This is a genomic window from Streptomyces sp. B3I8 (assembly GCF_030816915.1).
Taxonomy (GTDB): domain Bacteria; phylum Actinomycetota; class Actinomycetes; order Streptomycetales; family Streptomycetaceae; genus Streptomyces.
In genome coordinates this window covers 3,061,592-3,087,324 of sequence record NZ_JAUSYN010000002.1, presented here as the reverse complement: position 1 = coordinate 3,087,324, position 25,733 = coordinate 3,061,592, and the positions used below count along the sequence as shown (strand labels likewise).

20 protein-coding genes and 3 pseudogenes are annotated in these 25,733 nt (G+C 74.1%); 12 read left to right on the top strand and 11 right to left on the bottom strand.

Annotation, left to right across the window (positions count from 1 at the left end):
- Positions 1–3: 3 nt before the first annotated feature.
- The 4 genes from QFZ64_RS15680 to QFZ64_RS15665 form a co-directional block, all read right to left on the bottom strand.
- Complete coding sequence (locus QFZ64_RS15680; protein ID WP_307066167.1) at positions 4–1,470, bottom strand: PAS domain-containing protein; 1,467 nt, start codon at positions 1,468–1,470, stop codon at positions 4–6.
- Positions 1,471–1,683: 213 nt separating this feature from the next.
- The gene (locus tag QFZ64_RS15675) at positions 1,684–3,321 is read right to left on the bottom strand and encodes a transporter (protein WP_307066164.1); all 1,638 of its coding nucleotides are present in this window, start codon (positions 3,319–3,321) and stop codon (positions 1,684–1,686) included.
- Entirely contained in the window at positions 3,318–4,121 is an 804-nt protein-coding gene (locus QFZ64_RS15670) for an ABC transporter ATP-binding protein (RefSeq protein WP_307066162.1), read from the bottom strand. The genes QFZ64_RS15675 and QFZ64_RS15670 overlap by 4 nt, the downstream gene beginning before the upstream one ends.
- A gap of 223 nt (positions 4,122–4,344) precedes the next feature.
- The gene (locus QFZ64_RS15665; protein WP_307066159.1) at positions 4,345–5,013 is read right to left on the bottom strand and encodes a bifunctional DNA primase/polymerase; all 669 of its coding nucleotides are present in this window, start codon (positions 5,011–5,013) and stop codon (positions 4,345–4,347) included.
- Positions 5,014–5,400: 387 nt separating this feature from the next.
- Here QFZ64_RS15665 and QFZ64_RS15660 point away from each other — a divergent pair.
- From QFZ64_RS15660 to QFZ64_RS15655, 3 genes and pseudogenes are all read left to right on the top strand, one after another.
- A pseudogene (locus QFZ64_RS15660) lies at positions 5,401–6,402 on the top strand (transcriptional regulator); the annotation flags it as partial.
- A gap of 90 nt (positions 6,403–6,492) precedes the next feature.
- Positions 6,493–6,867: pseudogene (locus tag QFZ64_RS35355) on the top strand (transcriptional regulator); the annotation flags it as partial.
- A 389-nt stretch (positions 6,868–7,256) separates the two neighbouring features.
- Positions 7,257–8,696 (top strand): hypothetical protein, encoded by a 1,440-nt coding sequence (locus QFZ64_RS15655; RefSeq protein WP_307066155.1) that lies wholly within the window; start codon positions 7,257–7,259, stop codon positions 8,694–8,696.
- A 28-nt stretch (positions 8,697–8,724) separates the two neighbouring features.
- On the opposite strand, the gene QFZ64_RS15650 is transcribed toward QFZ64_RS15655, so the two are convergent.
- Positions 8,725–10,143: an ABC transporter substrate-binding protein gene (locus QFZ64_RS15650; protein WP_307066153.1), complete on the bottom strand. Its 1,419-nt coding sequence runs from the start codon at positions 10,141–10,143 to the stop codon at positions 8,725–8,727.
- 117 nt (positions 10,144–10,260) lie between these two features.
- Here QFZ64_RS15650 and QFZ64_RS15645 point away from each other — a divergent pair, with 117 nt between their 5' ends.
- Positions 10,261–10,761: a hypothetical protein gene (locus QFZ64_RS15645; protein ID WP_307066151.1), complete on the top strand. Its 501-nt coding sequence runs from the start codon at positions 10,261–10,263 to the stop codon at positions 10,759–10,761.
- A 104-nt stretch (positions 10,762–10,865) separates the two neighbouring features.
- Positions 10,866–11,747: a formyltetrahydrofolate deformylase gene (gene purU, locus QFZ64_RS15640; protein ID WP_307066149.1), complete on the top strand. Its 882-nt coding sequence runs from the start codon at positions 10,866–10,868 to the stop codon at positions 11,745–11,747.
- A 74-nt stretch (positions 11,748–11,821) separates the two neighbouring features.
- On the opposite strand, the gene QFZ64_RS15635 is transcribed toward purU, so the two are convergent.
- Positions 11,822–13,180, bottom strand: coding sequence for a zf-HC2 domain-containing protein (locus QFZ64_RS15635; RefSeq protein WP_307066146.1), 1,359 nt, complete (start codon positions 13,178–13,180; stop codon positions 11,822–11,824).
- The gene (locus QFZ64_RS15630) at positions 13,177–13,806 is read right to left on the bottom strand and encodes a sigma-70 family RNA polymerase sigma factor (RefSeq protein WP_307066144.1); all 630 of its coding nucleotides are present in this window, start codon (positions 13,804–13,806) and stop codon (positions 13,177–13,179) included. Before QFZ64_RS15630 ends, QFZ64_RS15635 begins: the two co-directional genes overlap by 4 nt.
- Positions 13,807–14,195: 389 nt before the next feature.
- Here QFZ64_RS15630 and QFZ64_RS15625 point away from each other — a divergent pair, with 389 nt between their 5' ends.
- The 3 genes and pseudogenes from QFZ64_RS15625 to QFZ64_RS15615 form a co-directional block, all read left to right on the top strand.
- Entirely contained in the window at positions 14,196–14,570 is a 375-nt protein-coding gene (locus QFZ64_RS15625) for an STAS domain-containing protein (protein ID WP_307066141.1), read from the top strand.
- Positions 14,571–14,788: 218 nt separating this feature from the next.
- Positions 14,789–15,301 carry an EF-hand domain-containing protein gene (locus QFZ64_RS15620; RefSeq protein WP_307066139.1) on the top strand — a complete coding sequence of 171 codons (513 nt, stop codon included), beginning with the start codon at positions 14,789–14,791 and terminating at the stop codon, positions 15,299–15,301.
- A 452-nt stretch (positions 15,302–15,753) separates the two neighbouring features.
- Positions 15,754–16,224 (top strand): annotated as a pseudogene (locus tag QFZ64_RS15615) (ATP-binding protein); the annotation flags it as partial.
- 664 nt (positions 16,225–16,888) lie between these two features.
- On the opposite strand, the gene QFZ64_RS15610 reads toward QFZ64_RS15615, so the two are convergent.
- Positions 16,889–17,995, bottom strand: a complete 1,107-nt coding sequence (locus tag QFZ64_RS15610) for a GlxA family transcriptional regulator (RefSeq protein ID WP_307066137.1) — start codon at positions 17,993–17,995, stop codon at positions 16,889–16,891.
- Between the two features lie 71 nt (positions 17,996–18,066).
- Between QFZ64_RS15610 and QFZ64_RS15605 the strand changes: the two genes are divergently transcribed.
- Positions 18,067–19,413: an MFS transporter gene (locus tag QFZ64_RS15605; RefSeq protein ID WP_373430612.1), complete on the top strand. Its 1,347-nt coding sequence runs from the start codon at positions 18,067–18,069 to the stop codon at positions 19,411–19,413.
- Positions 19,414–19,491: 78 nt separating this feature from the next.
- Here QFZ64_RS15605 and QFZ64_RS15600 read toward each other — a convergent pair whose 3' ends face one another.
- Positions 19,492–20,703, bottom strand: a complete 1,212-nt coding sequence (locus QFZ64_RS15600; RefSeq protein ID WP_307066135.1) for an NAD(P)/FAD-dependent oxidoreductase — start codon at positions 20,701–20,703, stop codon at positions 19,492–19,494.
- 152 nt (positions 20,704–20,855) lie between these two features.
- On the opposite strand from QFZ64_RS15600, the gene QFZ64_RS15595 reads away from it, so the two are divergent.
- A complete protein-coding gene (locus QFZ64_RS15595; protein ID WP_307066134.1) occupies positions 20,856–21,476 on the top strand; it encodes a GNAT family N-acetyltransferase in 621 nt (206 codons plus the stop codon).
- Between the two features lie 49 nt (positions 21,477–21,525).
- Here QFZ64_RS15595 and QFZ64_RS15590 read toward each other — a convergent pair whose 3' ends face one another.
- Entirely contained in the window at positions 21,526–22,191 is a 666-nt protein-coding gene (locus QFZ64_RS15590) for a pyridoxal 5'-phosphate synthase (protein ID WP_307066133.1), read from the bottom strand.
- Positions 22,192–22,274: 83 nt separating this feature from the next.
- Between QFZ64_RS15590 and QFZ64_RS15585 the strand changes: the two genes are divergently transcribed.
- The gene (locus QFZ64_RS15585) at positions 22,275–23,639 is read left to right on the top strand and encodes a hypothetical protein (protein ID WP_307066131.1); all 1,365 of its coding nucleotides are present in this window, start codon (positions 22,275–22,277) and stop codon (positions 23,637–23,639) included.
- Between the two features lie 271 nt (positions 23,640–23,910).
- Here the strand turns inward: QFZ64_RS15585 and QFZ64_RS15580 are convergent, their stop codons facing one another.
- Positions 23,911–24,546: a TetR family transcriptional regulator gene (locus QFZ64_RS15580; protein WP_307071716.1), complete on the bottom strand. Its 636-nt coding sequence runs from the start codon at positions 24,544–24,546 to the stop codon at positions 23,911–23,913.
- A gap of 172 nt (positions 24,547–24,718) precedes the next feature.
- On the opposite strand from QFZ64_RS15580, the gene QFZ64_RS15575 reads away from it, so the two are divergent.
- Positions 24,719–25,699: a VOC family protein gene (locus tag QFZ64_RS15575; RefSeq protein WP_307066129.1), complete on the top strand. Its 981-nt coding sequence runs from the start codon at positions 24,719–24,721 to the stop codon at positions 25,697–25,699.
- Positions 25,700–25,733 lie beyond the last annotated feature (34 nt).

The window sequence follows — 25,733 nt, the reverse complement described above, 5'->3', positions numbered from 1 at the left end:
CCGTCAGTCCGGCTTGCGTTCGTCCGTCGTCGTCGCCAGGTCCAGGCACAGGGCGATGCGGGCCGCCACGTCCTCCGCGTAGAGGGCGTCGGGGCGCTCGAAGGGGGCGCGGGCACCGGAGCGCAGGAACGTCACCACGCCGAGCGTGCGCCCCCGGTTGCGCAGCACCGCGCACAGTGCGTGCACCGTGTCCTGCGGCCACTGCCTGGAGCGGGCCCACTCGCGGGCCCGTTCCGCGTCGGCCCGGCCGGCGCTCGCCCGCACCGAGCCGTTCCGCTCCGCGCACTGCACCGCCGGATGCGTCTCCCCATAGTGCATCGGCAGCCCGGCCGCGCCCGCGAGGACGCTGGGACCGGGGGTGCCCGACGGGGTCGACGCGGCCCGGACCAGCCGCACCGGCACCTCGGGGTCGTCGGCCGCCGGGCCGCCGGCGACGCGGTCGATCAACGCGTGGTCGGCGAAGCCGGCGAGGGCGAAGTCCAGGTGGACGGTGGCCGCCTCCCACGGGTCCTCGCACTCCGCGGCGGTCCGCGCCGCACGGTGCGACTGGTTGGCCCGGAACCGGGTCTGCGACGCCTCCTGCTCGCGCTGCCGCGCCTCGGTGACGTCCTGGAACAGCCAGCCGACCCCCAGTGGCACCGGCTCCTCGGCGAGCGGCGAGGCCAGCCGCAGGAAGCCGTTGCGCCAGCAGCGCCGCTGCTCGCCCTCCGGGGTCCGTATGCTCACCCACATGTCGGCGGGCGCGGGCGGCGCGCCCTCGCCGAGCACGTGGGCCAGCGCGCTCTCCAGCTCCTCCACGCCCTGCGCGAGCAGCTCGCCCAGCGGCCGGCCGAGCACCGAGGTGCGGCCGACGCCCAGCAGCCGGGCGGCGTGCGTGTTGACGACGGCGGGCCGCAGATCGGCGTCGACGAGGACCACGCCCCAGCCGGCGTCCTCCAGCAGCGCCTCGCTCAGCGCGATGGACCGCTCCAGGTCGATCTGCGTGTGCACCTCGCTGAACGCGCAGTACACGCCGGCGGGCGTGCCGTCCGGGCCCCGTACGGCGGCGGACTGGGTGCGGACGAGGACCCGGCCGCCGTCCTTGGTGACCAGCGCGAACTCGTGCACCTGGCGGCCGGGCGCGCGCATCGCGGACATCAGCCGCCGCTCGACCTCCTCGGCGTCGGCGCTGCGCGCCGCCCAGCCGGCGAAGCCCTGCCGGCCGACGGCCTCGGCCGCCGTCCAGCCCAGGATGCGCTCGGCCTCGCGGTTCCAGTGGGTGACGACACCGTCCGCGTCGAAGGCGCACAGGGCGGCGTCCATGCCGTCCAGGAGGGCGGCGAGCAGGTCGGAGCCGTCCGGGCCCGGGGATTCGGGCCCGGGGTCCGGTCCGTCGTGATCGGGAGGGCGGGGACCGCCGCCATGACCGGTGGGCTCGGGCTCGTCGGGCCCCAGCTCGTCGGTGGTCCCACTATGCCGGGAAGCACTCACCTGGACCCCCTGCCGGCCGCGACCGCGTCTGCGGGCGCGTTGGTTCGTTGCTCGCAATCATTCAACGTGAACGTGACTCAGCACACAGCGGGTTCCCGCAATGTGGGAGGCAATCGTTGCACGAGGGGTCTCATGGGGAGCGGCCGTGCCACCGGTGTGCGCCCTCGGCGTACGGGCCCGGCGCAGGGGCGGGGCACAACAGCGGGGGGCTCCTCAGCCCTTGCTCACGGCCATGAGGATCTCCGGGAGCCGGGCGGCCGTGCGCGGGGCCGCCAGACGCAGACCCAGCACCGTCAGGCCGGCGCCGTACGCCGCGCCCGCCGGGAGCAGGAGCCAGGCCCAGTCGTCGTCGCCGTCGCTCACGTTCAGCCAGATCGTGGCCGCGACGACCGGCGCGGACAGCAGCGCCGCCGCGACCATGCCCCCGAAGATCGAGACCCAGGCGACGCCCACCTGCCCGGGGACCACGTTCTTGTAGCCCTCCTGCGGGATGGAGTACGGGAACCGCGCCGACGCCCATGCCCCCGTCGCCAGCATCGCCCCCAGCAGCGCGAACGACAGCCCCAGCACCTCCGGCAGCTTCGCCCGGGCGCCGAGCAGTGCCGTGGTCAAGGCGGTGACGAGGGTCGTGTACGGCACGGTGATCAGCAGCAGCGCCAGGGCCCGGCCGCGCAGTTCGGCGAGGGCGTCCCGGGGGGAGGAGATCGTCATGGCGACCGTCCAGAACGCGGAGGTGTCCTGGCCGAACTGGTTGTACATCTGGATGCCGAGCATCCCGGAGGCGAAGCACGCGAAGTAGACCGAGCCGGTGCCCTGGAGGGCGTTGAAGACGGGCACGATCAGGCCGATGGCCAGGGAGGTCGCCCAGGCCGACTTGGTCTTGGGGTCCCGCCACACATACCGCAGGCCGCGTTCCACGACCGTGCCGGTGCGCCCGGCGGGGAGCCACCGGGCCGGGCCGCCCGCGCGTCCGGCCTTCTCGCGGGCGCTCGGCTCGGCGGCGTCCAGGGTGGAGGCGTCGGGGGCGGTCATCAGCCGGGTCAGCGTCCGCGTCCACAGCGCCAGCAGCCCCGCGAGCACCGCCGCCGACAGCAGCAACTGGGCCGCCGCGACGCCGTACGCGCCGTCGCTCACCGAGTCCACCGCGCCGATCGCGGCGGCGGGCGGCACCCAGCGCAGGACGGCGGCCACCGGGTCGAGCGGTTCCAGACCGCCCGCCGAGCCGAGCCGCTGCGCCCCGAAGTTGACGAACTGGGCGCCCACCGCGATCACCAGCCCGCTGAGCACCGCGAGATCGCGGCCCTTGCGGCTGGTCAGCAGCCGGATGTTCGCGGCGGCCACCGCGCGGGCGAGGGCCACGCACACCAGCAGCCCCAGGACCACCGCGACGACGCCGACGACGTACGCCGCTGCCCCGTGCGCCACGGAGACCACCGAGCCCGCCAGCAGGCACAGCGTGAACAGCGGGCCGATGCCCACCAGGGACGCCATCAGCAGGGCCCGGACCAGCGGGCGGGGCCGCAGCGGCAGCATCACCAGCCGGGTCGGGTCGAGGGTCTCGTCGCCGCCGGGGAAAAACAGCGGCATCACCGCCCAGCCCAGGCCCAGCACGGCGAGCAGCAGGACGGCGACGGAGTCGGCGTGCGCATGGCCGCGCAGCGCGGTCAATCCGATGAGCTGGAGCACGGCGAACAGCGAGACGACGACGAGGGAGGTGACGTAGACGGCCCGGCGCCCCGCGGACTGCCGCAGCCCGTTGCGCAGCAGAGACAGCTTCAGCCGTACGACGACGGGGGTGAGCGCCACCGTGCCCGGCTCGGCGGGGGCCGCGGTCGAGGGGGTGGTGGTCATCGGGCGCCGCCGCCGAGCCAGTCCAGGTCGGTCCCGGCGGACCGGCCGTCGGCGCCGACGAGCCGCAGGAACGCCTGCTGCAGCGAGGGCGCCTCGCCGCGCACCTCGGCGAGCGGGCCGGCGGCGCGGATCCGGCCGGCCGCCAGCACGGCGACCCAGTCGCACAGGGACTCGACGAGCTCCATGACGTGGGAGGAGAAGACGACCGTGGCGCCGGAGGCGGTGTACCGCTCCAGGACGCCGCGGATGGTCTGCGTGGAGACCGGGTCGACGCCCTCGAACGGCTCGTCGAGGAAGAGCACTTCGGGGTTGTGCAGGAGGGCCGCGGCGAGACCGATCTTCTTGCGCATGCCGGTCGAGTAGTCGACGACGAGCTTGTGCTGGGAGCCGGCGAGGTCGAGGACGTCGAGCAGCTGGGCCGCCCGCTTGTCGACCTCGGCGCCGGGCAGTCCGCGCAACCGCCCCGTGTAGGACAGGAGTTCACGTCCGGACAGCCGCTCGAACAGCCGCAGCCCCTCGGGGAGCACGCCGATGCGGGCCTTGACGGCCGCCGGGTCGCGCCACACGTCGTGCCCGACGACCTCGACGGTCCCCCGGTCGGGGCGGAGCAGCCCGGTGATCATGGAGAGGGTGGTGGTCTTCCCGGCCCCGTTGGGCCCGACGAGCCCGACGAACTTCCCGGCGGGCAGCACGAGATCGATCCCCCCGACGGCGATCTGCTCCCCGAACCGCTTCCACAGTCCCTGGACGCGCACGGCCGGCCCCGCCCCCGACCCGTCTCCCACCACTCCCTCACTCATGCCGACACCCTAAGGTCTGCCCCGTGATCCCCGGCGGGCGCGCGACGACACCGGGGATCACGGGACAGCCCTCAGGGGGCGCCCCCGTCAGGGCGCGGGACTGTGTCCGACTGCGGCTCCGCCGCGGGGCGCGAGCAACCACCACGCGCCGGCACCCGGCAGCGACGGCCGACCCGGCGGACGCGGCCCCGCCACGCCCCCCGTACCCCCGCGCCCACGCGACTCACCGGTCCCGCCCGCACGCATACGAGAGGGCGGAGACCATCTCCTCCACATCCGGCAGCCACCGGTTCACCGCGGTCGGCCGGCAGGCCCACTGCACCGCCCCCCGGGACCCGAGCCGCGAGGGCGGCGCGGCCACGTACGCGCCCTCGCCGAGGCCGGCCATGTCCAGCGCCGCAGGGGACCAGCCCAGTTTCCGTACCAGTTCGGGGAGTTTGGCCGCACCGCCCGGCAGGACGAAGAACCGCATCCGGCCGTCGGGCGCCAACGTGACCGGTCCGAGCGTCAGTTCCATCCGTTCCATGCGCGCCAGCGCCAGGAACCCGGCCGTCTCCGGCACCTCGATCGCGTCGAACGTGCGTCCCGTGGGCAGCAGGATCGACGCCGTCGGCTGCCGGGACCACAGCCGGCGCGCGACGGTCGCGCTGCCCGTGGCCCGCGTCGGCCAGTCCTCGCGTGCCGGATGTGCGCCGGGCTCCGCGCACGCGGGTTCCTCGCAGGAACAGCGCTGCACCCCGTCGACGACGTCCAGCCAGGTGCCCGGGACCACGTCCCAGTGGCGTTCCTCGACGTAGCGCACGGCGGCTTCCGGCAGCGATTCGCCGCGCTGCTGCGGGACGTGGGCAGCTGTGATGGGGGCGGTATCGGCGCCCGCGATGGTCTCTTCCACGGTGAGCACAACTCCCGCGGTCACCGGGGGTTACGCCCACCCGTGCGCGGGGGAGGGGCACCCCTTTGAGCGGCGGGGCGCACGGATGCATGTACGGGGGCGCGTACGAGGAACGGCACCGTCGAGCGGGTAGCCCTCACTGGCACACGAAGGCCGGGTGGGGAGGGACGACGGCCCGGGCCGTCGCCATTACCCGGCAAGCCTGGCATGTCACGCATTGTCGGCATCAACTGCACTTAGTGCATGAAGCGCATGCAGTGCGGACGGACGGGGCATTGATCTTCGAGGCCGGGTCCTTGCGGTGCCCGACGGAAGGCGCCGGCCGCCGAAGCTCGTCGAACGGTGCGTGGGCAGGCACCGCAGCCGCCAGATACAGGGGGTTTCGTCATGGCCGCAAGGCCTCTCGTCGCCAGGCAGCCGAACGAACGGCTCCAGGCGCTCATCCAGGAAGCGGGCTGCTCCAACGCCGGTCTGGCCCGCCGGGTCAACATGTGCGGTGCGGAGCACGGGCTCGATCTGCGCTACGACAAGACGTCGGTGGCCCGTTGGCTGCGCGGACAGCAGCCGCGCGGACGCGCCCCGGCGACCATCGCCGAGGCCCTCGGGCGCAAGCTGGGCCGTACGGTCACGATCGACGAGATCGGCATGGCCAACGGCAAGAACCTGGCGTCCGGCGTGGGGCTGCAGTTCTCGCCGACGGTGCTCGGCGCCATCGAGCAGGTCTGCGAGCTGTGGCGCAGCGACGTGGGCCGGCGGGACTTCCTGTCCGGGTCCTCCGTCGCCGCCTCCGCGCTCGTCGAGCCCAGCCGCGACTGGCTGATCTCCACGCCCGACGCCCAGGTGGGGCGGACGGGCGGGCCGCGGGTCGGCGGGTCCGACGTGGCGGCGGTGCGGGCGATGACGCAGGCGCTGGTCGACCTCGACCACACCTACGGCAGCGGGCACGTGCGTCCGGTCGTCGTGCACTACCTCAACAGCGTCGTCTCCGGGCTGCTCGCCGGGTCCTACCGGGACTCCGTGGGCCGGGAGTTGTTCGCGGCGGTGGCCCGACTGACCGAACTCGCCGGATACATGGCGGTGGACACCGGGCAACCGGGGCTGGCCCAGCGCTACTACATCCAGGCACTGCGGCTCGCGCAGGCCGCGGGGGACCGGGGCTACGGGGGATACGTCCTGGCCGCCTCCATGAGCCACCTGGCGGCGCAGCTCGGAAACCCCCGCGAGATCGCCCAGTTGGCGCGGGCGGCGCAGGAGGGGACGCGGGGCCAGGTGACGCCGCGGGCGCAGTCGATGTTCTGCGCGGCCGAGGCGCGGGGGCACGCGCTGATGGGGGACGCGCGGGCGGCGCAGGCCGCCGCGGGGCGGGCGGTCGCCGCGATGGAGGCGGCGGGGTCCGGGCCCGGGGGCGGGGCCGGCTCTGGTTCCGGAGCCGGGCCCGGGGCGGGTTCCGGGTTCAGTTCCGGTTCCGGTTCCGGTTCCGGTTCCGGGGACGATCCCGTGTGGATCGCGCACTTCGACGAGGCGTACCTCGCCGACGAGTTGGCGCACTGCCACCGTGACCTGGGGCAGGCCGAGGCGGCGGAGCGGTGCGCGCGGGAGGCGCTGGCGGGGCATCCGGAAGGGCGGGTGCGGCGGCGGGCGATCGGGTTCGTGCTGCTGGCGACGGCGCAGGTGCAGAAACGGGAGGTCGAGCAGGCGGTGCACACCGGGATGAAGGCGGTGGAGCTGCTCGGCGGGCTGCGCTCGAACCGGGGGGCCGAGTACCTGGAGGACTTCCAGCAGAGGCTGGAGCCGTTCGGGGAGGAGGCGGTGGTACGGGAGTTCGGGGCCCGGCTGGAACTCCGCGCGGCGTGAGGTATCTCGCTTCCGCCGGCCCTTCCCGCCCCTCCCCTCCCCCGGGGGCTCCGCCCTCCGGGGGAGGGGAGCCGGGGTGCGGGGGAGGGGCGTCCGGGAGCACGGGCCGGGTCGGTGCGTGGGCGGGTGGGGCCCTTCGTGGCTGGTCGCGCGGGTCTGTGCGGTCCCGGCGGCGGGCGGCGCCCCCGCGCCGAGGGGCTCCGGCGACCGCGCGAACGATCCGCACCGGCCGTCGGCCGGCGGCCCGTCGTCGGGGCCCCGTCACCGGGCCCCGTGACGGTCGCTCGGGCCCCGCACGCCCGCCGGAGCCACTCCGCATGGCATGGCCTCGCAAAGAACCGGTAGCGTGAGCCGTTGTTTGTCGTGGTGGCCCAGTCGGAGGAGTCCCGGTGACGCAGAGTGGACAGGGTGGGGAGCCCTCGGCGCGACCCGCGCGGGAGGGCATCGTGCTGCCCTCCGACGGTGGTGCCCCCCTGCTTCCGGGCAGCCAGGGCGAGCCGCCGGTCCCCGCGAGCGGCCAGTCCTGGGGCGGGCCCTGGGGCCCGGACCAGCAGGCCGCCCCCGCACCGCCCCCGGCCCCCGGCTGGGGCGAGGCCCCCGGACCGCAGTGGGGCGGCGCACAGCTGCCCCCGGAGAGCGCACAGGGGCCCGCGGGGGGCGCACCCGCGCACGACGGATACGGCGGGCACGGCGGTCGAACCCACCAGGGCGCCACGGGCGGTTACTCCGCGCCGCTGCCCCCGGCCGCGCAGCACGACCCGTATGCCCTGGGTCCTTCGGGCTCCTCGGGTGCCTCGGGTGGTTTCCCGTCCGCGCCGCTGCCCGCCGCGGACGAGGGTGCGACGCAGTACATACCCCCGGTCGCGGACGAGGGTGCGACCCAGTACATCCCGCCGGTCGCGGACGAGGGCGCCACCCAGTACATCCCGCCGGTGGGTTCCGGAGCGGGGCCGATGCCGCCCGCCGCCGGGCCGGACGCGCAGGCCACCCAGTACCTTCCGCCGGTCCCGGGCGGCGCTCCCGCGCAGCCCGCCCCGCCGGCCGAGTTCGACAACCTGTTCCGTGCCGAGGGCGGCCCCGCCCCGGCCACCCAGCAGCTGCCGCAGATCGGTGAGGCCGTCTCCGTACCGCCTCCGGGCGGCGGCCGCGCGGGCGCCCGTCGCGGTGGCGACGAGGGTGGCGGCGGCGGCCGTGGCGGCCGTTCCGGGTCCCGTGTGCCGCTGATCGCCGCCGTCGGCGTCGGCATCGTGGTCCTCGGGATCGGCGCCGGCGCACTGCTCGGCGGAGGCGGCGGCGACGCGGGCAAGGACGACAGCAAGACCGTGTCGGCGACCGGCCCCGCCACCGCCGACTCCTCCGCGCCCGCCGCCGATCCGGCGAAGGCGCAGGCCGAGGGGCTGGACAAGCTGCTCGCCCAGAGCGGCAACAGCCGGCAGAGCGTGATCGGCGCCGTGGCGAACGTACGGGTGTGCAAGAACCTCGACCAGGCGGCCACCGACCTGCGCGACGCGGCCAAGCAGCGCAGCGGCCTGGTGACGAAGCTGTCCGGGCTCCCCGTCGACAAGCTCCCCGACCACGCCGCGCTGACGGCCTCGCTCACCGCCGCCTGGCAGGCCTCCGCCTCCGCCGACAACCACTACGCCGCCTGGGCCGACCAGGCCAAGGGCAAGAAGATCTGCAAGAAGGGCCACGCCCGTACCACCGGGCAGACCGCGGCGGGCAACACCGCGAGCGGCACGGCCACGGAGTCGAAGAAGAAGGCGGCCACGCTGTGGAACGCCATCGCGAGCAAGTACGGGCTGACCCAGCGCCAGCCCACCCAGCTCTGAGCCCGGCCCGGGGACTTCTGCGGGATTTCTACAACGACGTGGGGGTCTCCAGCGTCTTCGTGACGTCGACGAAGCCCTTGCGGGCCGAGACCAGCCGTCCCTCGCGCACCACCTGGTAGGTGACGTCGGCGTTGACCAGCCGGGGGTGGTCGATCACCGCGGCCAGGTCCTCGAAGCGCCAGCTCAGGGTGGGCGTGAGGCCGCCGGTGGTGATCTTCAGGCCGCCGTCCAGGGCGTGCCGCACCGCGCGGGCGGTCACCTCGCCGTCGCCGAGGGACCGTACGGCCTCGCGGAAGGCCGTGTACGCGAGCCAGGTGGTCTGGACGCCCGCGTCGGCGGGGTCGATCCGGTTGTCGCCGAAGGCGTGCTCCTTGACGACCTTCTTCATGGTGTTCCAGCGGGCATCACTGGCCACCGGATACCAACTGGTCGCGTACGCCCCCTCGTACGCGCCGGAGGCGCCGCCGGCAGCGTCGACCACCGACTGGTCGACGCTGCCGAGGACCGAGGCCGTGCGGACCGCGGGGTAGTCCGCGCGGATCCGGCGGAAGGAGTCCACGAACGTGCCCGTGCGCTCGCCGAGCACCGGGACGACACAGCCCTTCAGGGACGTGGACGTGGTGGTGCCGGACGTGCCCGTGGTGCCCGACGTGCCCGTGGTCCCTCCGGTTCCCCCTGTTCCCCCGGCTCCCCGCGTGCCGCCGGTGACCGTCCTCAGCGCCTGCTCCGCCTGGTCGTCGTACGCGGTGGCGCCCTCGGCGGCCCGTACGTCCGTCGCGGCGGCGTGGCCGGAGGCGTTCAGGCCCGCGTTGAAGGGCACGGCCAGTTCGTCGCCGGCGATCGTGTCGGGCCGTACCAGCGCCACCCGGCCGCAGCTCCGGCCCAGTTCCTCGCCGAGCCCGGCCAGCAGTGCCGGGTCCCCGCCGTTGACCGGGTACGACAGCGGGCTCTCGAACTCCTCCTGGGTCAGGCCGTAGCCGCCGAGGTAGGGGATGCCCGCCGACTCCAGTGGGCCGAGGAAGGCGTCGCTGTGCTGGCTGTAGGAGCCGACGACGGCGGCCACGTGCGCGTCGGCCGCGCGGCGCGCGCACGCGGCGGCGCCCGCCGAGGTGTTGCGGTCGTTGCAGACCAGCACCTTCAACGTGCGGCCGCGCAGGCCGCCGTGGGCGTTGACCCAGTGCGCGTAGGCCTGCGCCATCGCCGGCATGCCGGGCTTGTTGGTGGCGGAGGTGTCCTGGGGCGCCCAGGTCATGACGGTCACGGTGCCGCCGCCACCGCCCGTGACACCGGGGACCGCACCGCAGCCGACGGCCACGGCCCCGCAGACGGCGAGCGCGCCCGCGGACAGCAGGACGGTCCGCAGGGGGCGGTGGAAGCGGGTGCGGGAAGTGCGCGCGGTGCGCGGGATGCGGGGCGTGGTCGTGGAGGTGCGTCGCCTGCCGGTCATGGGTCCGCACGATTCCCTCACCTCCTCAACTGCGCAGTGAGCGAGGGGCAACACAGGGTGACGAAGAGGTGAATTGCGGGGGCCGGTGATCACTCCGGCGGGCGGAACGTACGATCGATGACCGTGCAAGCTCCGGAGAACCCTTCCCGTCGCGGGCGTCGCTCGTCCACCATGGGCGCCATGCCCCTCAACGACATGCCGTGGTGGCGCTGGCGCAGCAACGTGCGTTCGGCGCTGCACATGCTTTCCGACCCGGCCTTCCAGCGGGACGTCTGGCTCGCGGGTACCGAAGGGTACGGGGACGTGACCGACGCCGTGTACCGGCTGGTGGAGGACACCTGGCTGGACAACTGGTCGGCCGAGAAGTACGTCGGCACGATCTTCCGTGACGCGCAGGAGGCGGCGCTGGTGGACACCGCGGTGCTGCGGGTGCTGCGGATCATGCACCAGGTCGGGCCCGACGCGCCGGTCTCCACGTACCTCGAACACGAGTCCTGGCCGGACGCGGTGCGGGCGGCCCGGGAGGCGCACGTCCGGCTCGCGACGGCGGACGAGGAGGACCCGGACGCGCCCCCGCGCTCGCTGGAGGTGCTGCGGATCGTCACGCGGTCGGCCTGAGCGCCGCCCCGAGCGGTGGCGGCCGGCGGGCGCGGGACTCCCGGCCGGTTCCGGACCGTGGGACGGTTGTAGACCGTCGGCTGCGGTGTGCGACCCTGTGCTGCATGACTGAGCAGTCCACGCGAGACGTCGGCGCCGGTGAGCAGTACGTGCTCACCCTCTCCTGCCCGGACAAGCAGGGCATCGTGCACGCGGTGTCCAGCTATCTGTTCATGACCGGCTGCAACATCGTGGACAGCCAGCAGTTCGGCGACCAGGACACGGGACTGTTCTTCATGCGGGTCCACTTCTCGGCGGAGCCGTCGGTGACGTCGGAGAAGCTGCGGGCGAGCTTCGCGGCGATCGGGGACTCCTTCCACATGGAGTGGCAGATCCACCGGGCCGACGAGAAGATGCGCGTCGTCCTCATGGTCAGCAGGTTCGGGCACTGCCTGAACGATCTGCTGTTCCGTGCGCGGACCGGGGCGCTGCCGGTCGAGATCGCGGCCGTCGTCTCCAACCACACCGACTTCGCCGAGCTCGTGGCGTCGTACGGGGTCCCCTTCCACCATGTGCCGGTGACGCGGGACACGAAGGCGGACGCGGAGGCGCGGCTGCTGGAGATCGTGCGGGAGGCCGAGGTGGAGCTGGTGGTGCTCGCCCGTTACATGCAGGTGCTCTCCGACGACCTGTGCAAGCAACTGAGCGGCCGGATCATCAACATCCACCACTCGTTCCTGCCGAGCTTCAAGGGCGCGAAGCCGTACCACCAGGCGCACGCGCGGGGCGTGAAGCTGATCGGCGCGACGGCGCACTACGTCACGGCGGACCTCGACGAGGGGCCGATCATCGAGCAGGAGGTCGAGCGGGTGGGCCACGACGTGACGCCGGACCAGCTGGTGGCGGTGGGCCGGGACGTGGAGTGCCAGGCGCTGTCCCGCGCGGTCAAGTGGCACGCGGAACGCCGCATCCTGCTGAACGGCCACCGGACGGTCATCTTCGCGTAGCCGCGCTTCGCGCAGCCGCTCCGCGCATGGTCGTTCCTCGCCCGAGGCGCCCCCGGCGGGGGCGCCTCCGCGGGTCACAAGCGGCTGAGTGAGGCGGTGGCCAGCAGGACCTCCTTGATGGCCGTCCGGTCGCCCGAGTGTCCCGCGGCCGCCTCGGCCGGAGGGACGTGGCCCGCGGCCAGCCGGCAGAACTCGACGCCGTCCAGGGCGATGTGGGCCACCGCGTGGTCCAACGACGCCGCCGCGCCGGGCGAGTCGAGGGGGATCAGCCACTCACCGCCGCCCAGCCCCTCGATCTCCAGCCGCAGGCTCCGGCCCGGCGCGCCCGCCGCCACCAGGTGCCGCCCCCGGGGCGCCGGCTCCGCGAGACCCGCGCGCCGACGGGCGGCCAGCGACAGCGGCAGCATCCGTGCCGCCAGGTCGAACATCCCGTGCAGATGGCGCGGCGCGGGCGGCTCGTAGGGGTAGTCGACCGCCTCCGCGATGTCGTCCGCGTGCACCCAGCACTCGAAGGCCCGGTCCACCATGGCGTCCCGCAAGGGCAGTGCGTATTCGCCGTAGGACACGGTGAGGTCCCCGCTGCCGCCGCCCGCGAAGGCGGCCGTCCGCACGACGGCACGGCTCTGTTCCCGCCAGGGCCCGCGGACCGCCCGGGTGGGCGGCACCCGCGCGGCCCGCCAGTACGCCTCGGTCCGCCCGGCGGGGGAGTTCTCGACGATGCCGGGGGAGCCGTGCCCGTACGGGTTCCCGTCCGGGCCGGCCGCCTCGGCGAGCGGATCGTCCAGACCGAGCGCGGACGCCACCAGCCCGTCCACGCACCGCAGATGGGTGAGGACGCCGGCGACTGTCGTACGGCGGTCGGCGGGTCCCCGTCCGTCGAACCAGCGCAGTCGCACCGGCGCGTGCCACTCCGCGTCGCCGATGTCCTGCAACAGGGCGTCCAGGCGAGCCGTCTCCGCGTCGTACGGCGCCGCCCAGGCGGGCACCGGGATGCGCGGCCGGCGTCGTTCGAGGCAGGTGTCCAGGACGCGGGTGCGCAGCCCGGGGTCGAGGTCGAGGCTCTCGGGCGGGTGCAGCAGTCCGACGGCGTCGCGCAGCCGCAGGGCCTCCTCGGCGCAGGGGCCGCAGTCGCCCAGGTGCTCCTCCACGGCCGCCGTCTCCTCCGGCGAGCAGGCGGCCAGCGCCCAGGCGCCGAGCAGCGACATCAGCACCCGGTGCTCCAGCGCGGGCACGGCGGGCGGGCGCGTGGCCGGCGGCAGGGTCCCGCCGCCGGCCTCCACGGACGTGCGCGGCGGCGGGACGCGTGGCCCGCGGTCCTGTCCGAGGTCCTGCCCGAGGCCCTTTCCACGGTTCTGCCCGCGGTTCTGTCCGTCGTGCTCCCGCGACTCCCCGAGGTGTCCGGGGTTTCCGGTGTTCCCGGGACCGTCGTTCACACCGGACCCCCCGGCTCCGGGGCGCCGTCGCCGGATCCGCCGGGGTGGTCGGCTCCGCCGCGCGCGCCGGTGTCGTGGGCCGTGGCCAGCAACTGCAGGCCGAGCCGCAGCCGGTGGCGTGCCTCGTCCTCCGTGATGCCGAGGTCGGCGGCGGTCTGGCGGTAGTCCCGGCGCTGGAAGTAGGCCCGCTCCAGAGCGGCCTTCAGCGGGGCCGGCAGGGAGGTGACGATGTAGTCGGCACGGGCGGCGACGGACGCGCGGCGCACGGTGCGCTCCAGGTCCGCCCTCGCCGTGCCGTCCGTCCGTGCCGTGCCGTCCGCCCCCGCACCGGAGCGGACGCCGTCCGCGCGCAGCCGCTGCACCGCCAGCCGGTGGGTGACCGCCGCGACCCAGGACCGCAGGGGCCCCTGCTTGGGGTCGTAGGTGTCCGGGTGCTCCCAGAGGTGGACGAACACCTCGCGCGTGAGGGTGTCCGCGGCGCGGTCGTCCCCGAGGACGCGGTGGGCCAGCCCGTGCACGAGGGTGGCGAACCGGTCGTAGAGCTCGCCGAGCGCCGCCGCCTCGCCGTGGGCGAGCCGCTGCTGCATCCGCCGGTCCCAGCGGGGCGGCGCGTCCTTCGTCGCCATGCGGTTCCTCCCCCTTCCCGCTCCCCGGCGCTGCCTGCCCGTGTTCTCGTTCCAGCCTGTGCCCAAGGCTTTCTCGAATGTAGTCGGCATGTCCGACGGCGCACGCCCCTTTGTGACAATGCGCGCCCCCGGCCGACATCGGGTGGTAAGGGAGATCATCCGGAGATCGAGGTGAGATCAACTCCGCTCGAAGTCGACCGTAGTCGACCGAACTTGTTTGGAATGGCTCATATACCACAGGCATTGGATCGAGGACAGGTGTTTCATGGTGAGGCGACGGGGAAGGCGCGCCGACGAAAAGCGTAGGGGCGAGTTCCGGTTGGGGGGTTCGGGCCGGGGCGGTGGTTCCTGCGGTCGGTGGACGGGCGGGCGGACGAGAGGCGTTGGCGGTGGCGCTCACAGTGGCGGAGGCCGGACACGGTGACTGGGCCGTGCTCCGTGTGTCGGGGGAACTGGACCTGGTGACCGCGCCGACGCTGCGCGGGCGCGTGCACGACGTCGTGGCGGACGGCCGGCACCGACTCGTCCTCGACCTCTCCGGAGTCTTCTTCTGCGACTCCAGCGGCGTCGGCGTGCTCATCGCCGCCCGCCGCCTGATCCGCTCCTGCCGCGGCCAACTGCGGCTGATCCTGCCCGCGCACGGCACCGAGGAGGGCTCGCACGTCAACCGGGTGCTCGCCGCGCTCGGCGTGCGCCGCCTGTTCGACGTGTACCCGGACGTCACCCTCGCGCTCATGAACGACGCCGACCCGCTCCCGGCGTGAGGCATCCGCGCTCGGCCCGAAGCACCCGCGCTCGGCCCGGGACACCCACGCGACGCGCCCCGGGGTGCATGTCACACGTGTGTGCTGGTTTTCCCCGGACTTGTCGCGGAACTCCCCCGGTCCCGGCACAAGCGCGATTCTCCCGCTCCGCCGGGCGCCCCGGCGTCGTACGCTCCGGGCGAGAAGGACCCGACGTCATGTGAGGCGGCGCGAGGTACATGGTCAGCACCGATTACGAACGCAGGATCGCGGCCCGGTTCGCCGGCTTCGACCAGGACGGCAACGGCTGGATCGACCGCGAGGACTTCAGCGCGGCGGCCAAGGCACTGCTCGCGGAGTTCGGCACCACGGCCCGCTGCGACAAGGGCCAGTCCCTCTACGCGGGGGCCGAGGCCTTCTGGCAGGGCATGGCCGCGATGGCGGACCGGGACGGTGACCAGCGCATCACGCGCGAGGAGTTCGTCGGCGGCGCGGTCAAACGGCTGCGGGACAACCCCGGGCGGTTCGCCGAGATCGCCAGGCCTTTCCTGCACGCGGCGTTCGCCGTGGTGGACGGCGACGGGGACGGCACGGCCACGGTCGAGGAGATCGTGCGGGCGCTGAGGGTGCTCGGCGCCCCGGAGAACGTCGCCGCGGCGTCGGCGGGTGCCCTGGACACCGACGCGGACGGCCGGATCGCCGAGCCGGACGTCGTCACGGCCTTCGCCCGCTACTTCACCGTCCCGGAGTGACCGTCCCGGAGTGACCGTCGCGCGGTGACGGAGAGTGGAGGCGGGGCCGCGTCCCGCCGCCGACTCGTCACGGACCGTCGTCGACGGGTGTCTCCGGTACCTTGTGGTGGATGCGAGTGGTGCAGAGGCCGGGCCAGGGTGGTGCGGCGCCGCGAAAGGCGCCGTATCCCGCGATGTGCGCCGCTCGCAGGGCAGGGTGGACCGTCGCCACTGCTTGTTCGACTCACCGGAGCAGGCGTCGCACAGTATGCCGTACGCGTACTCCTTCGCGCTGGAATATGCCCGAAGCGCTTGTTGAGGTGACTGTACGTCAACCATGCTGCCGTGCAGGGGAATCACGTTCCGTGATCCCGGTTCAGTACGTGCGGAGGATGACCACGACCGTGGCGCCCGTGGGGCGCGAGGCGATGTGTCCGCCGGTTCGGATGGTGTGAGCGGTGCAGGTGCTTCAAGTGCAGATGGAGATCCGGCCCGACCCCGCTGAGGTGGGGCGGGCCCGGAGGTGGGCCCGTTCGCGGCTCGCGGGGTCGGGCATAAGTGCCGACGAGCCCGTGGCCGAGACGTTGGTGCTGCTCGTCTCCGAACTCGTCACGAACGCCGTGGTGCACACCGGGTGTCCGGCGGTGCTGCGGCTGTTGCTGACGGGCGTGTGCGAAGACGCCGGCGGCGGACCGGCGGGGACGGTACGGCTGGAGGTGGCCGACTCCTGCGACCGGGCGCCGGCGCCGAGACGCGCCGACGGTGACGCCACCGGCGGCCGCGGCCTCGCCCTCGTCGACGGCCTCGCGGACCGCTGGGGCTGGACCCGCGAGGGCGGCGGCAAGCGCATCTGGTGCGAGATGGACCGCGGCACGGCCGGCCCCCCCGACGCCCGCGCGGACACGACGACGACGGCCCACGGGGACTTCCTCCACGAGGCGGTCCAACGACACGGCGCCGTACGCCAGCCCCTGGGGCGCGAAGGGGGCGCGACAGGGACGCGCGCGCCTGGGCGTGCGGTCGCACGGGCGCCCTTCCTGGACGCGGGCGGAAGCGGCATGCGCCGGGGTGTGCCTCCATGCGCGGAGCGATAAAAAGGGCATAACGGACTATTCGTTAACGGGGTGTTGACGGAAGGTGTCCGTTTGATCACGCTTGTGATGAGCGATTCGCCGCGAGGGGACGGCGAGGGTGCCGGTGACGGAGCACCTCGGCGAGTGCGGATCGCGTTCGGCGTCGGGCTCCGACGGGGCGCGGGAACCCCGCGGACGAGGGGACCCGCGAGGAGCGGGCGGGCACGCCGGAGCCGGACGGCGGCGCGCGGCCCCGCGCTCGTGGCGGGCGGCAGCGCGCCGCCGGCCGCCGCGCCATCTTTGTCCACAGCCTGTGGACAAAGATGCGGTACTGGACGGATCCGTGAACTGGGGTCTTTCGTTTGGATCAGGCCGGCTGGGAGGCGCGGTGCGTCTTCGACCGACCCGAGCGGGGTCCGGTGCGTGCGGCTGCAAGGCGGAGGAGGGCGCCAGGGCGGAGCCCTGGCAACCGACGACAACGCCGCAGAGGCGCGTGCCGGACCCCGCGACGCCGAAATGATCCAAACGAGAGGCCCTAGGCCGCGGCTTCCGCCTCCTCGCCCCTGCCCGACCGGGCCACCCCTCCGGTGTCGTCAATGCCTCCGGCCTCGTCCGTCCCGCCGGAACCGCCTGTCCCCTCCGTTCCGCCCGTCCCGCCCGTCCTGAACGTCCGGCGGTACGCCGTCGGGGTCACCCCCAGGACCGCCTGCAGGTGTTGGCGCATCGACTGGGCGGTGCCGAAGCCCGCGTCCTGCGCGACCTGGTCGATGGACAGATCGCTGGATTCCAGCAGAAACCGCGCCCTCTCCACCCGCTGCCGCGTCAGCCACTGCCCTGGACTCACCCCGACCTCCTCGCGGAACCGCCGCGTGAAGGTCCGTACGGACATCGCCTCCCGCTCGGCCATGTCCCGCAACTGGATCGGCTCGTGCAGCCGGCCGAGCGCCCACTCCCGCGCCGCGGCCGTGCCCGCCCGCTGCGGCTGGGGCAGCGGCCGCTCGATGTACTGCGCCTGCCCGCCGTCCCGGTAGGGCGGTACGACCGTGTGCCGCGCCACGTCGTTGGCGACGGCCGTGCCGTGGTCCCGCCGCAGCAGGTGCAGGCACAGGTCGATGCCGGCCGCGACCCCGGCCGAGGTGAGCACGTCGCCGTCGTCCACGAAGAGCACGTCGGCGTCGACACGGACGTCGGGGAAGAGGCGCTGGAAGTTCTCGGCCGAGGCCCAGTGCGTGGTCGCCGGCCGGCCGTCCAGGTACCCGGCGGCGGCCAGCACGTAGCCGCCGGTGCAGATGGCGACGAGCCGGGTGCCGGGCCGGATGTGCGCGAGGGCGGTGGCCAGTTCGGGGGTGAGCCTGCCTTCCTCGTACACCGGGCCCAGCTCGTACGAGGAGGGCACGATCACGGTGTCGGCGGTGGCGAGCGCCTCGGGGCCGTGCGGTACGAGCACGGCGAAGTCGGCATCGGTGGCGACCGGGCCCGGCCCCCGGACCCCGCAGGTGAGCACCTCGTACAGGTGCCGCCCCTCGACGTCCCGCGCACGCCGGAAGATGCGCTGCGGAATGCCCAGTTCGAACGGGAGCAGCCCGTCGAGGGCGAGGACGACGACGCGGTGCGGGCGGAAGGACGGATCGACGGGTGTCATGGCCCGATCCTAGTGAAGGCTGTCTCTCGGGCCACTCGTCCGTGCGGGCCGCCTCGCGGAAGCTCTGTGTCGTGAGCCAGACAGCCGACAACACCACCGGGACCGCCACCGCAACCGCCACCGTGCGCCCAGGGGGCCCACCGTCTTCCGTACGCCGTCCACGGATGCACCGGGCCTGGTTCGTGGCCGCCGTCACCTTCGTCACGATCGTCGGCGCCGCCGCCTTCCGCTCGCTGCCGGGGCTGCTCATCGACCCGTTGCACGACGAGTTCGGCTGGTCCCGGGGCACGATCGGGGCCGCCGTCTCCCTCAACCTCGCGCTCTACGGGCTGACCGCGCCGTTCGCCGCCGCGCTCATGGACCGCTTCGGCATCCGCCGGATCGTCGCGGGGGCGCTGGTGGTCATCGCCGTCGGCTCGGGCGCCACCGTGTGGATGACCGCGGCCTGGCAACTACTGCTCTGCTGGGGCCTGCTGGTCGGGCTCGGCAGCGGCTCGATGGCGCTGGCCTTCGCCGCGACCGTCACCAATCGCTGGTTCACCGCCAGGCGCGGACTGGTCACCGGCGTCCTGACCGCCGCGTCCGCCTCCGGGCAGCTCGTGTTCCTGCCGCTGCTGTCCTGGATCGTGGAGACGCACGACTGGCGGCCGGCCGCCGTGACGGTCGCCCTCGCGGCGCTCGCGGTGGTCCCCTTCGTCTGGCTGCTGCTGCGCGACCACCCGGCCGACGTGGGCCAGGCCCCGTACGGGGCGACCGAGTTCGTGGAGAAGCCGGAACCCGTGCGGGGCGCCGCCCGGCGCACGGTGACGGTCCTCGCCTCCGCCGTCCGCACCGGCCCGTTCTGGCTGCTGGCCGGGACCTTCGCGATCTGTGGCGCCACGACCAACGGCCTGGTCCAGACGCACTTCGTGCCCGCCGCGCACGACCACGGCATGCCCATCACGGCGGCGGCCTCCCTGCTCGCGGTCATCGGCGTCTTCGACGTACTCGGCACGATCGCCTCCGGCTGGTTCACCGACCGCCTGGAACCGCGCCGGCTGCTGGCGGTGTACTACGCGCTGCGCGGCGTGTCGCTCATGTTCCTGCCGGTGCTGCTCGGCCCGTCGGTCCACCCGCCGATGGTGTTCTTCATCGTCTTCTACGGCCTGGACTGGGTGGCGACGGTGCCGCCGACGCTGGCGCTGTGCCGGGAGCGCTACGGAGAGGACAGCGCGATCGTCTTCGGTTGGGTCCTGGCCTCCCACCAGGTGGGCGCGGCGGCGGTGGCGTACGCGGGCGGCGTCGTCCGGGACGCGACCGGTTCGTACGACGTGGTCTGGTACGCCGCGGGCGCCCTGTGCGCCATGGCGGCCCTGATGTCCCTGACCATCCGCCGCACCACCCGCGCACCGCGCGGGGGCGCGGCGGTGATGGCGTAGCCGATCCCCGGGGAAGGTCTGTTCGGGGCCCCGGGTGTCCGGGTCTCCGGGTCTCCGGGTCCCCAGGTGACTTCGGGGTCAGCCCTTCGCCCGTACCCCCCGTGCCACCGCGCGGGCGATGCGTTCGGCGTCGCGGGCCATTTCGCGGAGCATGCCGCTGATGGGGTTGGTGTAGCCGGTGAAGTACAGGCCGGGCGCGTTCTCGGGGGTGCGGGCGCCGCTCACCACCGGGCGGCCCCGGGTGTCCAGTACGCCCAGGTGACCCACCAGCGGCTCCAGGCCCCGGACGTAACCCGTGGCCGCGATGACCGCGTCCGGTTCGACGCGGCTGCCGTCGGCGAGGAGGACCGCGTCCCCGTCGAAGCCCTCGACCGCCGCGACGACCTCGACCTTCCCCGTCCGCACCGCGTCGAGGATGCCGACGTCCTGCACCGGGATGGCGCCCTCCTTCACCCTGCTGTACAGCCCCGTGTCCGGGCGCGGCAGGCCCTGGGCGGCGAGGTCCGGCACGCTGATCCGGCACATCACCTCGGACATCCGGTCCACCAGCCGCACCGGCAGCCGCCGCACCAGGACCGCGCTGTACTGCGCGGCCCACCCCGCGGTGGACCGGCGCACGATGTGCGGCACCGTCCGTATCGCCAGCCGCACCCGCCGCGCGCCGCCCTCGACCAGGTCCACCGCGATCTCCGCCCCGGTGTTGCCCGCCCCGACGACCAGGACGTCCCGCCCGGCGTACGGCGCGGCCGAACGGTAGCTCCCGGCGTGCAGGAACTCGCCGGTCCAGGCGTCCCGCCCGGGCCACTCGGGCACGTGAGGCGTGTGGTTGAAGCCGGTCGCCACGACCACCGCGCGCCCGGTCAGCTCGCGGCCGCCGGAGGCGCGCAGCAGCCACCCGGCGCCGTCCGGAGCGGGTTCGACGCGGGAGACCTCGACCCCGGTGACGATCTCCAGCTCGTGGTGCTCCGCGTACTTGTCCAGGTAGCGGACGACGTCGTCGCGCGCCACCCAGCGCCCGAAGGAGCGCGGCATCGCCAGGCCGGGCAGGGCGGACAGCCGGCGAGTGGTGTGCAGATGGAGCCGGTCGTAGTGGCCCCGCCAGGACGAGCCGACCCGGTCGGACCTCTCCAGCACCACCGCCCGTACGCCCTGCGCGCGCAACGCCTGCGCCGCGGCCAGCCCGCCCGGGCCGCCGCCGATCACGTAGACGGGACGGTCCTCCTGACTCGGCACCGCGCGCGGCCCGGGGGAGGCGGAGGCAGAGGAGGAGGAAGCAGTCGAGTCGGCCATGAGCGCGAGCGTAACGACGCTCCAGCTTGATGGGTATCGGTCAAGACCTGAATCGGTTGCGAAACGATCACGTGTGGGGAGGAGTGGTGAACGGGCGACAGGCGGGCGACCGGTGCCCTGTCCTCCGGTGCCGGGTCGGGTTGACTGGAGCGATGGCCCGCGTCGACGCACACTCCCCGGACGAGTCCGGTCGCCCTGCCCTCCCCGTTCCCGGTCCGTGCGGGAACGGGCTGGTCCTGCGGGCCTGGGACCCCGACTCCGACAGTGATGCCGAGACGTGGCTGCGCGGGCTCACCGATCCGGAGTTCCGGCGCTGGAACACCCCACTGCGCACGGTCCGGGACATCGACGGCGCCCGGGAGTCGATGCGGGCCCGGGCGGAGAGCGTCGCCAAGGGGACCAGCGCCGCCCACTGCGTCACGGACGCGGACGGCGGCGCGGTGCTGGGACACATCGGCCTCAACGAGATCGACCCGGTGTGGCGCCGCGCCCGCGTCGGCTACTGGGTGCTGCCCGAGGCGCGGGGGCGCCGGGTCGCCACCCGGGCGCTCGCGCTGATCGCGCGCTGGGCGTTCACCGAGCTCGAACTGCACCGGCTGGAACTGGACCACGCCCTGCGGCACGAAGCGTCCTGCAAGGTCGCCGAGCGGTGCGGATTCCGTTACGAGGGGACGCTGCGGGGCGCCATGTTCGCGGAGGGGCGGCAGGACGCGTTCCGCGACGCCCACCTGCACGCCCGCCTCGCCACCGACCCCGAACCGGTGCTGCCCTGACCCACGTCCGCGTCCACGTCCGCCCCCGGGCGTGGGCCCGCGTCCGAGGTCAGGGCCACAGCAGCTCCCGCGTCCAGGCCTCGCCCTCGCGCCGGTAGCGCAGGCGTACGTGGCGGCGGCGCGGGTCGCCCTGGAAGAACTCGGCCTCCACCGGGGCCAGCCGGTAGAGGGTCCAGGTGGGGGCCGGGGCCTCCGGCTCCGCGGCGGCCCGCTCCCAGGCCGCGTCCGAGCGTGCCGCCAGTTCCTCCGGCGAGCGCAGTACCTCGCTCTGCCGGCCCACCAGCGCGGCCGCCAGCGCTCCCGTCGAACGGGCGTGCAGGTCGGCCGCGCCCTCGGTCGCGTCGGCGCGCGTGACCGGGCCGCGCAGCCGGACCTGGCGGCCCAGCACGGGCCAGTAGAAGCCGAGCGCCGCCCGCGGGTGGGCGGCGAGCTGACGGCCCTTGCGGCTGGTGTCGTGCGTGGCGAAGGACCAGCCGTCCGCGTCCGCGCCGTGCAGCATCACCGTGCGGACGTCCGGCAGGCACTCCTCGTCCACCGTGGCCAGCGACACCGTGTGCGGCTCCACCTGACCCGCCGCCACCGCCTCGGCCAACCACGCGGTGAACAGGGCGAGCGGTTCGCCGGGGGCGCCGGCCGGGTCGAACCGCCTCAGTTCGGTGACCTCCGGGTCCCACACCCGCAACGATCTCAGCAACGCCTGGAGGTCCTGGTTCATACGTCGAGTATCACTGGGGTGAACGGCGGACGACCCGGTGACGGGCGAGGGCGGGGCAACGCGGTGACGGCGAGGACGATGTGGTGACGACCCAGGCGACCCATGCGACCAGGGCACTGCGTACGGCGGGGGCGGCGCTGGGCGGGTTACTGCTCCTGGCGGGCGGGGCCACCGGCTGCGGCACGGGCGCGTCCGCCGACCGTACGTACGTGGGCGCCCCCGACCTGTTCTACCTGCGGCCGTACGGCGACAAGGCCGGTCCGAAGGACCGGCCGCCCTTCCACGTCACGGCCCACGACGCCAAGTCCAGTGATCCGTACGGCACGTACGGCCACCGGCTCACCGTGGACGCGAGCGACGCCGGGGGCGCCGTACAGCTGCGGATCGTCGGGATGAGCCACAGCGGGCCGCGCTGCTCCGGCACCGACCGGCGGGTGGTGTGCAGGGTGGACGCCGACTACGACAGCTGGTCCGCGCTCGACCGCGTCTACCCGGTCGCCGCCAAGGACAGCGAACCGGGGGAGGGCGGCGTCGTCCGCTTCACCTTCACCACCGAGGACGGCACCAGGCACACCACCCGCACCCGGGTGGTCGTCGGCGAACCGGTGGTGCGGCTGCGGAAGCCCGCGCCCTACGAGAACGTCGCACCCGGCGCGGACCTCACCGCCGACCTCGTCGTCCGCAACACCGGCGAGGTGCCCGTGCGCGGACTGGGGCTGAAGCTGAGCGGCGGCGACCTCGAACTGCGGCGCCGGTACGCCAACTGCCGCTATCCGGGGCAGTACCACGGCCAGGTGGCCCTCTGCGAGCTGCCTGACGTGCGGATCGAACCCGGCGCGACGGTCACGCTCGGCCCGGCGCTCCGGCTGCGGGCCCCGGACACCACGATGAGCGGGTCGTTCAGCCGCGAGGCATGGCCGCTGGACGTGGGGCCGGGCACGTACGAGACGGTGCCGGACGGCGGGGAGAACGGCGACGGCCCCCCTCTGGAGGTCGTGAACGTCCCCAGGCCGGGTGGCACGTTCGCGCAGGGCACGGTCGCCACCGCGGTGACCCTGGACACGACGTCCGACTTCCGGGTCGACGCGGTACGGACGCGCGTCGGCAAGGGGCGCGCGATCCACCTCACGGTGCACGACGACGGCCCCGGCGACCCGGGCTCCGGGCTGCGACTGGTGTTCACGCCGCCGCCGGGGGCGGTCGTCCGCGAGCAGCCCATGGAGGAGATCGACGAGGACGACTTCCAGCCCCTCTGCGGGCGGGACGGGGCCGACTACGTGTGCGAGGTCGGCGGTCTGCCGCCGGGGAAGAGCCGCACCTTCGACTTCACGCTGGATCTGCCCGGGGCGGGCGAGGGCACGGTGGCGCTGAAGGAGGGGGAGGCGGCGGTGGACCGGCGCGATCCGCGGCCGGGGAACGACACGGCGAAGGTCGTCGTGGCGCCCTGACCGGCGGGGTGGGGCGGGGACGGCGGGGCCGAGTGGTGCGGCGGGCCCGAGTGGTGCGGCGGGCCCGAGAGGGGGGCGGCGGAGCGGGACCGGCCACCGGTCGGCAGCCCTCCGGACGTCCGTTTGACAGGACTCGGACGTCCGGACGGTCGTGCCGGCGCACCCCGGTGGAGTCGGTCCTCCGCAGCTGCCTCGACGGCTTCTCCGGCTGCCTCGACGGCTTCTCCGGATACCTCGCCGACTGCTTCGGATACCTCGCCGGCTGCTTCGGCTACTTCGTCGGCTTCCTGCCGGTGACGCCCATGTACACCAACAGTGCGAGGTTGGGTTTGAGTTCGGCGGCCTTGACGCCCCAGGACTGGGGGCCCTTCTGATGCGAGGCGACCGCGGCGAGCATCGTCACGATCGAACCGGCCATCGCCGCCGGGTGGACGTCCTTGTCGACGCGGCCCTTGGACTGGAGTTCGGCGATCGCTTCCGACAGCGAGCCGTGCAGCGAGTTGAGGATCTTCATCCTGATCTTGTGGAAACGTTTATCCCCTTCTGCGGCACCGAGTTCGACCACCCGGAGGATGGCGTCGTTTTTGCGCCAGAAGTCGAGGAAGCCGTCGACGAATTCGTGGGCGGTCGTCCAGCCGGAACGGCCCGTCCAGGAGCGGCCCTCGACCAGTTCGCCGAGCACGGCGCTCTCGCCGGCCATGCGCTCGGCGATCTCCAGGACGGCTCCCTCGACGTCCGGAAAGTACTGGTAGAAGGTCGCGGGTGACGTGCCCGCCTTGCGTGCGACGTCGATGACCTTGACGTCCCGGTAGGGCGAGGAACTGAGCATCTCACCGAGGCAGTCGAGCAGTTTCTGCCGCGTCGCCTGCCCGCGTCGACCGGCCACGCGGCCGTCGACGGTACGCACTTGTCCTGTCATGTCGTCAGCTTACCGAGGGGGGATCGGAGCGCTATTCGGCCGACTGCAAATGGGGAGCGCGGGCCCTGCGACCCACTTCCCGGGACTCTCGAAGCGGGTGGGGAGAGCGTGCGGAGCAACACCGCGCGCGGGGTGCGGCCCACGCGGTTAGGTTGGCGGCATGGCCGAAAACCCGCCCCCCGCCCGCGACGACGACACCGACGCCGACGCACCGGGCACGGGGCGACCGGGCGGGGAGCAGCCGGGCAGGGGGCGACCGGGCAAGGGCCCGCACGGCCCGCACGCCCCCGAAACCGGCGTGCGCACCCCCGACGCGCCGGGCGCGGGGGAGCCCGGGGCCGACACGCCCGACGCCGACGCCGACGCCGACGCCGGCACCAGCGCCCGCACCCGAACCGGCACCCGCACCGACGCCCCCGCGTTCGCGGAGGGGGTGCCCTGCTGGATCGAGGTGCAGCTGTCCGACGTCGAGGCCGGCCGGCGGTTCTACGGCGAACTCTTCGGGTGGAGCTTCGAGCCCGCCCACGACGCCGTGCTGTGGGCCCGCCGCGACGGGGCTTCCGTGGCGGCGCTCGTGCCCAAGGGCGACGGACGGATGCCGACCGTCTGGACCGTGTACTTCGCCGCCCCCGACCTCGCCGCCCTCACCGGCCGGATCCGCGGGGCCGGCGGCCAGGTGATCACCGGCCCGAGTCCCGTCGGTCCCGGCCCCGGAACCGGCCGCCCGCTCGGCGTCATGGCGCTCGCCGCCGACCCCGAGGGCGCCGTCTTCGGGCTCTGGCAGGCCGGCGCGCACGCCGGTTTCGCGCGCCGGCACGAACCGGGCACCTTCACCTGGGCCGAGCTGTACACCCGGGACACCCGCGCCGCGAACGACTTCTACGCCGACCTCTTCCACGACGCCCTGTTCGGGCCCGGTGCCGCCCCGGACTTCGGCCGTGCGGCGGTCGCCGACGTGTTCCCGCCCGAGATGCCGCCGCATTTCCTCGTCCACTTCGCGGTCGGTGACGTGACGAAGGCGCTCGCGACCGTCCAGCGCCTGGGCGGCCGTACCCAGGTGAGCCCCTTCTCGACGTCGTACGGCACGGTGGCGGTGGTCACGGACAACCAGGGCGCTTCCTTCGCCCTGCTGGAGCGCTGAGACCCTCCACCGGACCGGCAGGACCCCCGCGACG

Bases quoted from the DNA above. Each gene is read 5' to 3' on its own strand.
- QFZ64_RS15675 (WP_307066164.1), bottom strand. From the start codon at position 3,321: ATGACCACCACCCCCTCGACCGCGGCCCCCGCCGAGCCGGGCACGGTG.
- QFZ64_RS15670 (WP_307066162.1), bottom strand. From the start codon at position 4,121: ATGAGTGAGGGAGTGGTGGGAGACGGGTCGGGGGCGGGGCCGGCCGTG.
- QFZ64_RS15650 (WP_307066153.1), bottom strand. From the start codon at position 10,143: ATGACCGGCAGGCGACGCACCTCCACGACCACGCCCCGCATCCCGCGC.
- QFZ64_RS15645 (WP_307066151.1), top strand. From the start codon at position 10,261: ATGACCGTGCAAGCTCCGGAGAACCCTTCCCGTCGCGGGCGTCGCTCG.
- purU (WP_307066149.1), top strand. From the start codon at position 10,866: ATGACTGAGCAGTCCACGCGAGACGTCGGCGCCGGTGAGCAGTACGTG.
- QFZ64_RS15630 (WP_307066144.1), bottom strand. From the start codon at position 13,806: ATGGCGACGAAGGACGCGCCGCCCCGCTGGGACCGGCGGATGCAGCAG.
- QFZ64_RS15620 (WP_307066139.1), top strand. From the start codon at position 14,789: ATGGTCAGCACCGATTACGAACGCAGGATCGCGGCCCGGTTCGCCGGC.
- QFZ64_RS15610 (WP_307066137.1), bottom strand. From the start codon at position 17,995: ATGACACCCGTCGATCCGTCCTTCCGCCCGCACCGCGTCGTCGTCCTC.
- QFZ64_RS15600 (WP_307066135.1), bottom strand. From the start codon at position 20,703: ATGGCCGACTCGACTGCTTCCTCCTCCTCTGCCTCCGCCTCCCCCGGG.
- QFZ64_RS15595 (WP_307066134.1), top strand. From the start codon at position 20,856: ATGGCCCGCGTCGACGCACACTCCCCGGACGAGTCCGGTCGCCCTGCC.
- QFZ64_RS15590 (WP_307066133.1), bottom strand. From the start codon at position 22,191: ATGAACCAGGACCTCCAGGCGTTGCTGAGATCGTTGCGGGTGTGGGAC.
- QFZ64_RS15575 (WP_307066129.1), top strand. From the start codon at position 24,719: ATGGCCGAAAACCCGCCCCCCGCCCGCGACGACGACACCGACGCCGAC.